7 protein-coding genes and 1 tRNA gene are annotated in these 7145 nt (G+C 69.1%); 5 read left to right on the forward strand and 3 right to left on the reverse strand.

What is annotated here, in order from left to right:
• Positions 1-18 precede the first annotated feature (18 nt).
• Positions 19-91, forward strand: a tRNA-Ala gene (locus tag ACZ6R6_RS43710).
• A gap of 181 nt (positions 92-272) precedes the next feature.
• On the opposite strand, the gene ACZ6R6_RS43715 is transcribed toward ACZ6R6_RS43710, so the two are convergent.
• Complete coding sequence (locus ACZ6R6_RS43715; protein ID WP_470102833.1) at positions 273-1241, reverse strand: GlxA family transcriptional regulator; 969 nt, start codon at positions 1239-1241, stop codon at positions 273-275.
• 96 nt (positions 1242-1337) lie between these two features.
• Here ACZ6R6_RS43715 and ACZ6R6_RS43720 point away from each other — a divergent pair, with 96 nt between their 5' ends.
• The 3 genes from ACZ6R6_RS43720 (at position 1338) to ACZ6R6_RS43730 (ending at position 4596) form a co-directional block, all read left to right on the forward strand.
• Positions 1338-2183 carry a dienelactone hydrolase family protein gene (locus tag ACZ6R6_RS43720; protein WP_470102834.1) on the forward strand — a complete coding sequence of 282 codons (846 nt, stop codon included), beginning with the start codon at positions 1338-1340 and terminating at the stop codon, positions 2181-2183.
• A gap of 374 nt (positions 2184-2557) precedes the next feature.
• The gene (locus ACZ6R6_RS43725) at positions 2558-3283 is read left to right on the forward strand and encodes an ABC transporter ATP-binding protein (RefSeq protein WP_470102835.1); all 726 of its coding nucleotides are present in this window, start codon (positions 2558-2560) and stop codon (positions 3281-3283) included.
• On the forward strand, positions 3280-4596 hold the full coding sequence (locus tag ACZ6R6_RS43730; RefSeq protein WP_470102836.1) for an FtsX-like permease family protein: 1317 nt from the start codon (positions 3280-3282) through the stop codon (positions 4594-4596). Before ACZ6R6_RS43725 ends, ACZ6R6_RS43730 begins: the two co-directional genes overlap by 4 nt.
• A gap of 183 nt (positions 4597-4779) precedes the next feature.
• Here the strand turns inward: ACZ6R6_RS43730 and ACZ6R6_RS43735 are convergent, their stop codons facing one another.
• The gene (locus tag ACZ6R6_RS43735; RefSeq protein WP_470102837.1) at positions 4780-5259 is read right to left on the reverse strand and encodes a MarR family winged helix-turn-helix transcriptional regulator; all 480 of its coding nucleotides are present in this window, start codon (positions 5257-5259) and stop codon (positions 4780-4782) included.
• Positions 5260-5321: 62 nt separating this feature from the next.
• Here ACZ6R6_RS43735 and ACZ6R6_RS43740 point away from each other — a divergent pair, with 62 nt between their 5' ends.
• Entirely contained in the window at positions 5322-5816 is a 495-nt protein-coding gene (locus tag ACZ6R6_RS43740) for an SgcJ/EcaC family oxidoreductase (RefSeq protein WP_470102838.1), read from the forward strand.
• A gap of 428 nt (positions 5817-6244) precedes the next feature.
• On the opposite strand, the gene ACZ6R6_RS43745 is transcribed toward ACZ6R6_RS43740, so the two are convergent.
• Positions 6245-6727 (reverse strand): hypothetical protein, encoded by a 483-nt coding sequence (locus ACZ6R6_RS43745; RefSeq protein ID WP_470102839.1) that lies wholly within the window; start codon positions 6725-6727, stop codon positions 6245-6247.
• Positions 6728-7145: the final 418 nt, after the last annotated feature.

Here is a 7145-nt window from a genome sequence, read left to right on the forward strand (position 1 = left end):
ATTTCATCTGCATCGCAAGGGGCTATGGCGCAGCTGGTAGCGCGCCTCCATGGCATGGAGGAGGTCTGGGGTTCGAATCCCCATAGCTCCACAGCGGGCCGTTCTCGAAACGGCCTGAAGGATGTTGACGGGATCCCGTCCGATCTTGGTGATCGGGCGGGATCCCGCTGTTTTTCCCGGAGGGCGTGGCCGTCGGCGGGCCCGTCCGAGCGTGTGCGATGCTCGTGGAGAAGGGCGTAGGCGGTGTGCGGCCGCTCCGGCCGTCAGAGCGATCAGTCAACACGGCGGAAGGCCGCGCGGTAGTCCCTCGGGCGTCGTCCGGTGTGCTTGGCGAAGAGGGCAGCGAACGTGCTGGGGTCCCTGTATCCGACCGCGGCGGAGATGCCGGCGACGGTTCGGTCCGTGGTCTCAAGGAGGTGGCGGGCGCGACGGACACGCGACGACTGCAGGTACTCCAGTGGGCTCTGGCCGGTCTCGTCCGCGAAGCGCCGCAGCAGCGTCCGAGTGCTGACCTTGAACGTGTCCGACAACGCGGCGAGGTCGTATCGGGCGGCAAGGTTCTGGTCGAGCCGTCGCATGACCTTGTGGGAGAACTCGTTTCCGGGCTGCGGAAGAAATTGCGCGTCAACGTATGGGGTCTGGGACGATCGCGCATCGTCGACGAGCGCCACCCGCGCGGTTGTCCGTGCCACGTCGGCACCGCTGTGTCGGCGGATCAGATCCAGCGCGAAGTCGTACATGGCGCTGAAGGCCGCCGTTGTCGTCACCCCCGTGTCGGTGACGACCAGACACTCAGGTCGGACGTCGGTGTCCGGGCAGCGTCGAGCCAGTTCGTCCGCGAGGAGCCAGGCTGTCGTAGCACGGCGTCGGTTGAGGAGTCCAGCCTCGGCGAGCAGGAACGCACCGACACAGATCGAGACGACGGCAGTGCCCGCAGCGGCGTGTGAGCGGATCGCCGTGATTTCAGGGGCGAGGGGTGCGAGCTTCGCGTCCACGTCGAGGCCCGGCACGAGTTCGAACCCTGGCACGACAAGGACGTCCACCTCGCGCAGCGGTGAGACGTCCAACGCCGCACCACCCGACGCGGCGACACGACGACGAGGCGAAACGATCGACACCTCGTATCCGGAGCTGTCCGGTCCGGCAACGTGCGTGGCCATCGTCAAGAGATCGGGTACGCCGAACACCTCGGACGCGAAGCAGCCCGGATAGGCCAGGACACCAACCCGCAGCGCGCTCACGCTCGCCTCCTCGTCACCCGCCTATGGCGAGATTACCCGCATACATGGCGATCTGGCCTCTCACCTTGTGCGGGGGCATCGGTCCACCCTGTCACCATGAGCGCTGCCAGCGGACGGCTTGACGACATGATCACGGACTTCTCCCGCCGACTCGTGGACGTGGAGGGGGTGGTGAAGACGGTGTACGCCGCGGGTTCCGGGCCGGCCGTCGTGTTGATGCCGGAGATGCCCGGCATCAGTCCTGACGTCCTTCGACTGGCGCGGTGGGTACGGGATGCGGGCTTCACCGTCTACGTCCCCTCACTCTTCGGGATCGACGGTGCCTATCCCACGGTCGAGGGTGGTACGGAGGTCGTCCGCCGCGCGTGTGTCAGTGCCGAGTTCCGCGCGTTCGCCGGGGGCGGCACCAGCCCGGTCACGGCATGGCTACGTGGGCTCGCGCGCCAAGCCCGTGCCGAATGCGGCGGCCCGGGAGTCGGCGCGATCGGACTGTGCTTCACCGGTAACTTCGCCCTCACCATGGCGCTTGAGCCGGCTGTCATCGCGCCAGTGGTCAACCACCCGTCGCTGCCGCTGGACGACCCCGCCGGACTCGAGATCAGCGACGAGGACGCGCGCGCGGTCCGAGACCGCATCGCACGCGACGGACTGAAGGTTCTTGCCTACCGCTTCGACGGCGACCGCTGGTGCACCGGCCAGCGCTTCGCCGCCTACCAGGCACTCCTCGGCGACGCCTTCGACGGCCGTGTTCTTCCGGGCAGTTTCGCGAACACCAGCCCGCCACCGTTCTTCGGCGACGTGGTCGGGTCCCCCCACAGCGTTGTCACCGCCCACCTCGTCGACGAGGACGGACATCCCACGCTGAAGGCCAGGGACGAGATCATCGCCTTCCTGACCGATCGCTTGAGCCCGTTCGGACATTCCGAGACGACATCCGGCTGAGTGGCACGACGGTCGCCAGCGCGATTGGCGATCAGATCCAGTCGTGGTGTCCGGCGCGGACTATCGGCCGGGCGTGGATGTCCGAGGTCTCATGAGTGGGCCGGGACCGAAGCACTGCGGGCGCATCAGGGTCCACCCGCAAACCCTGTGACCGCAAACAGTCGCAGGCTGCTTGCAGACCGTCGCTCCAGGGCTCTCTGCGACGTAGGTGATGGCAGATCTGCGACATCCCCGGGGGCGCAGAGTCCAGGCGAGCACCCTCCTTCGTCGCGTCACCTCGGGGGTGAGATGTCAGGGGCGTGCGGCGAGCCTCAGGGATCGATCGGGGAGATGCCCGATGGGCGGTGGCGCACACATCCGGCACGCTAATGATCATGAGAGATCAAGCGGTCCTCCTTGAGGGAGTGACCAGGACCTATGGGAAGGGTGCTACCGAGGTGGCGGCGCTCCGGCAGGTCAGCGTCGCCTTCCCGCGCGGCAGCTTCACCGCTGTGATGGGCCCGTCGGGGTCGGGCAAGAGCACGCTGCTGCAGTGCGCGGCAGGGCTGGACCGGCCGGATTCGGGCGCGGTCCGCGTCGCCGGACAGGACATCGCCCGCTTCGGGGAGAAGGAGCTGGCGGTGCTGCGCCGTGACCGGATCGGCGTCATCTTCCAGGCGTTCAACCTGGTGCCGTCGCTGACCGCCTGGCAGAACGTGATCCTGCCCAGCAGGCTCGCCAGGCGGCGGCCCGACCCGTCACGTGTGCGGGAACTGCTGCACCGAGTCGGCCTGGCGGGGCGAGAGGGGCACCGCCCGGCGCAGCTGTCCGGTGGCCAGCAGCAGCGGGTGGCGATCGCCCGCGCCTTGCTCGGCAGACCGGAGGTGCTGTTCGCCGACGAGCCGACGGGGGCGCTGGACCGCAGCACCGGGCACGAGGTGCTGGCGCTGCTGCGGGAGGCGGTCAACGCGTTCGGCCAGACGGTGGTGATGGTCACACATGATCCGGAGGCGGCGGCCCAGGCGGACAGCGTGCTGTTCCTGACCGACGGGCGGATCGTCGACGTCCTGGACAGACCTTCGGTGGACCAGATCGGCATGCGGTTGAGTGGTCGCCGGTGACACTCGTACTCGCCTGGAACAACGTCCGGGCCAATCGGATGGGCTTCGCCGCTCCGTTCGTGGCGGTGCTCCTGGCCGTGATGCTGGTGGGCGGCGGCGGCCTGGTGGTCGCCGGTGCGGGCGCGCGCGACGAGCTGAACGGCGTCATGGGGTTGCTGGTGCTGTCGGCCGCGGTGTCGGGGTTCGTGTCGGTCTTCGTGGTCGCGGGCATGCTGAGTCTGCACGTGCTGCGGCAGCGCAGGACGTGGGCGTTGCTGCGGTCTGTCGGCATGACGCCGCGGCAGGTGCGTCGGCTGGTCATGGTTGAGGCGCTGGTGGTGGCCGTGCTGGCGAGCGCGGCCGGTTGTGTGCTGGCCGTACCGTACGCCGCGCTGATGGCGGTGTTGATGCGGATGACCGGGTTGGCGCCTCGGGGTGTCCCGGTGGAGGTCACGACGGGGCCGTTCGTCCTGGCGCTGGTGGTCGGGCTGATGGTGACGTTGCTGGCGGCCTGGGTCGCGGCGCGCAAGGCGGTAGGTGTGGGCCCGCTGGAGCTGATGCGGGAGAGCGCGGCGCAGCGGCGGCTGCTGCCCTGGTCCAGGGCGGTCGTCGGGGTGGTGGCGCTGGCCGGGGGCGCCGTGCTGGTGTCCCTGGTGCCGGAGGCCGAGTTGACGGACGCGGTGCCGACCGGGCTGGGGGCCACGATGGCGTTCTGCGTGGGCGCATCTGCGCTGGGCCCCGTCGTGCTGCGAGGGATGGGCTGGCTGCTCGGAGCCGCGGCGGCCCGGATCGACCCGGGCGCCGGGATGCTGGCGAGGTCCTCGCTGGTGACCCAGCCGCGCCGGGCGATGTCGGTCGCGTCACCGGTGATGCTGACCGTGGCGCTCGCATGCACCTTCTTGTTCGCCGTGGCCACCACCGACGAGGCGGCGGGCGTCACCCGTACCGGGCCCTCGGCGTGGGCGGCCCCGATGCTGGTGGGGTCGGCGGTGGTCTACACCGTGATCTCGGTGCTCAACGCGACGGCCATGACGATGGCCGAGCGGACCGAGGAGATCCGGCTGCTGCGCACCGTGGGGACGGAGCCGCGGCAACTCGCCAGGGCGGTGTGCTGGGAGACGATGATCGTGACGTGCGTCGGGGCACTGCTCGGAACGGGCATCGCCGCCGCATCCCTGACCGCGCTTGGCGCGGCCGCAACCGGCGAGCCGTGGTTCGCCTACTCCCTGCCGCAGTACGCCGGGCTGGTGCTGGTCTGCGCCGTGAGTGGCCTGGTTGGAGGGCTGGCCTCCACGCGGAGGGCACGGCGCGGGCCGCTTCTGGCCGATTGCTGACCTTGAAGGCGTGATGCCGTCAAGGCGGTCCGGCTCCGGCAACGGCAGCCGTTTCCGCTGACATGAAATCACCGCGAGAAGGAACGACGGGCAGGCGGAGGTCGTGTCCGGGAAACGATCACATTGATCCTGGGAAGCGATCCTCTTCGCCTCTCCCGCTCAAGGTCGGGCCCATTCGTGAAGTCATTCGCGGGCACTCGGTGACTTCCGGGGCGGCGCCGCGACGCGGGCGGTCTGTTCTTCCTGGACCCGCAGGACGGTCTGGAGGAAGTCCAGGATGACGGTGAGCTGGTCATGGTCGTAACGGGTCAGCGCCTGGGCGCCCGCCTGGCCGACCGGGGCGAAGAGTTCCGCCTCTGCCGCCCGGGCGGTCTCGGTTGAGGTGACCAGGACGACGCGGCGGTTGCCGGGGTCGCGGGTGCGTGAGACCAGCCCGGCGCGTTCCAGCCGGTCGATGACGGTGGTGGTGGCCGCCGGGCTGAGCTTCAGCGCGGTGCTGAGCTGCCCGGCGGGCAGGGGGCCGTCGCCCAGTACCGCATCAAGACAGCGCAGGTCGGTGCGGTTGAGGCCGAGCCGCGCGGCGGCAGCCTCGTCGAAGGCGTCGAAGCTCTGCTGCAGCTGTCGCAGGAGTATGGCGATCTCCCAGATCAAATCTTTCGACATTCGAATCTTTCTGATATCGTATTTTTCGTTGATCGAAACAATCGTACCTTGGAGGCGCCGCCATGAACACCGCCACCCTCACCACCGACGACATCCAGATCAAGAACCTGTTCCAGGAGTTCATGCAGGCCTGGACCGACAACGACGCCCACGCCTTCGGTGCGCTGTTCACCGACGACTCCGACTACGTCTCCTATGACGGCACCGTCGCCCGCGGGCGCCGGCAGCACCAGCACAACCATGACCTGCTCTTCCGCGGTGTACTGGCCGGCTCGGCCCTGGTCGGGGACCTGGAGTCGATCCGTTACCTCACCGCGGACGTGGCCGTCGTCCACGGCACCGCCTCGGTCCTGATGCCCTGGCGGAGCAAGCTGCCCAAGCGGCGCCTGTCCCGGCAGACCATCGTCCTGGTCCGCACCCCCACCGGCTGGAAGATCGGCGCCATCCACAACGGCCGGGTCCGGCCCGTCAGCGTCCCCGCACCCGACGCCTTCCCGTCCAAGATGTCCCAACTGATGAGCCGCGCCGCCCGCGGCCTCGGCCTCGGCCGACGCTGACCCCGCCGCCGATCCCCGAGACGCGGCGCTCCGGCAGGTCGGCGTTCGCCTTCCCGCGCGGCGGCTTCACCGCTGTGATGGGCCCGTCAGGGTCGGGCAGGAGCACCCTGCCGCAGTACGCCGGGCTGGTGCTGTGCTGCGCCGTGAATGGCCTGGCTGGAGGGCTGGCCTCCACGCGGAGGGCACGGCGCGGGTCGCTTCTGCCTGATCACTGTCCTTGAAGGCGTGATGCCGTCAAGGCGGTCCGGCTCCGACAACGGCAGCCGTTTCCGCCGGCATGAACTCACCGCGAGAAGGGATGACGAGCACGTGGCGGGATCCCGTCCGATCACCTCGATCGGACGGGATCCCGCCGTTTCCCCGGATGGCGTGGCCGCCGGCGGGCTCCTCCGAGCGGGTGCGGCGGCGAAGAGGCGCTCCAGGCTGGGTCAGCCGTTGGGGAAGAGTCCGTGGAGGAGCGTGTGGCCCGGCATGGCCTGGGCCGGACGCACGCCTACGGCGAACATCTCCGGATCGTCGAACACCGGTTCTCCGCTGGGGCGGCGTGTGTACGGGACGCGCCCGTAGTCCACGCCGTCGCTTCCGTCGAAACTCATCCAGGTGATCGTTTCCTGTTCCCCTTCGCGGAGAGGGTGGTTGGATACGGCCCGGCTGTAGACGGTGTCAGGTGTGGTGACCCATACCAGAGGGACGGCGAAGACCCATCGCGTTGCCTGGATCTCCTGTGCTCTGGCGGCTGCTCGCATCTCGAACGAGATGGCGGACCGCGGATCGCGGAGGTAGTCGTAGTCGCTGAGCACGAGCCTCCGCTCTCCTTCGAGAACGACGATCGCGGGGCAGTCGCGGGCGACGATGTTCTTCTGGAGACGCTCGACCACATCGAAGAGCAGTGCGGCCGTCTCGTCGTTCATCGTGTCCTCCGAAGCTCTGCAGCCCCCAGATCCTGTCGTGGTGCCGGAGAGCTGGTCAGGCTGTCTTGGCCAGGATGCGGTCAGACAGGTGGTCTCCACGGTGCCCTCGACGGGTTCCCGGCGGAAGAGGCGACGGTTGACGTCGGACACGGGCCGGGGTGGTTCCGCGATCGAGGCGGGAGAGAAGAGAAGGCGCCGTACCGAGCCTGGTCATTCCGCGGACCCACCGGTGCTGCTCCACCGCAGCGTGTCGGACCCGCGCCGGAGGACGACCACCTTCCTTCCGGCGCGGGCCGACACCCGCAGGTCGCGGGTGGGAACCGTCAGACCTCTTCGACGCTGCTCGGCTCACGCCGGGACAGGTCGATGCCGAGCTCTTCCGCGGCGCGGAAGACGTCCTCGTCGGTGTCGCGCATCT

It is taken from the genome of Streptosporangium sp. NPDC048886 (assembly GCF_055586905.1).

What these genes read in the sequence shown, in the direction of transcription:
- ACZ6R6_RS43720 (WP_470102834.1), top strand. Translation starts at nt 1,338, where the DNA reads ATGAGCGCTGCCAGCGGACGGCTTGACGACATGATCACGGACTTCTCC.
- ACZ6R6_RS43725 (WP_470102835.1), top strand. Translation starts at nt 2,558, where the DNA reads ATGAGAGATCAAGCGGTCCTCCTTGAGGGAGTGACCAGGACCTATGGG.
- ACZ6R6_RS43735 (WP_470102837.1), bottom strand. Translation starts at nt 5,259, where the DNA reads ATGTCGAAAGATTTGATCTGGGAGATCGCCATACTCCTGCGACAGCTG.
- ACZ6R6_RS43740 (WP_470102838.1), top strand. Translation starts at nt 5,322, where the DNA reads ATGAACACCGCCACCCTCACCACCGACGACATCCAGATCAAGAACCTG.
- ACZ6R6_RS43745 (WP_470102839.1), bottom strand. Translation starts at nt 6,727, where the DNA reads ATGAACGACGAGACGGCCGCACTGCTCTTCGATGTGGTCGAGCGTCTC.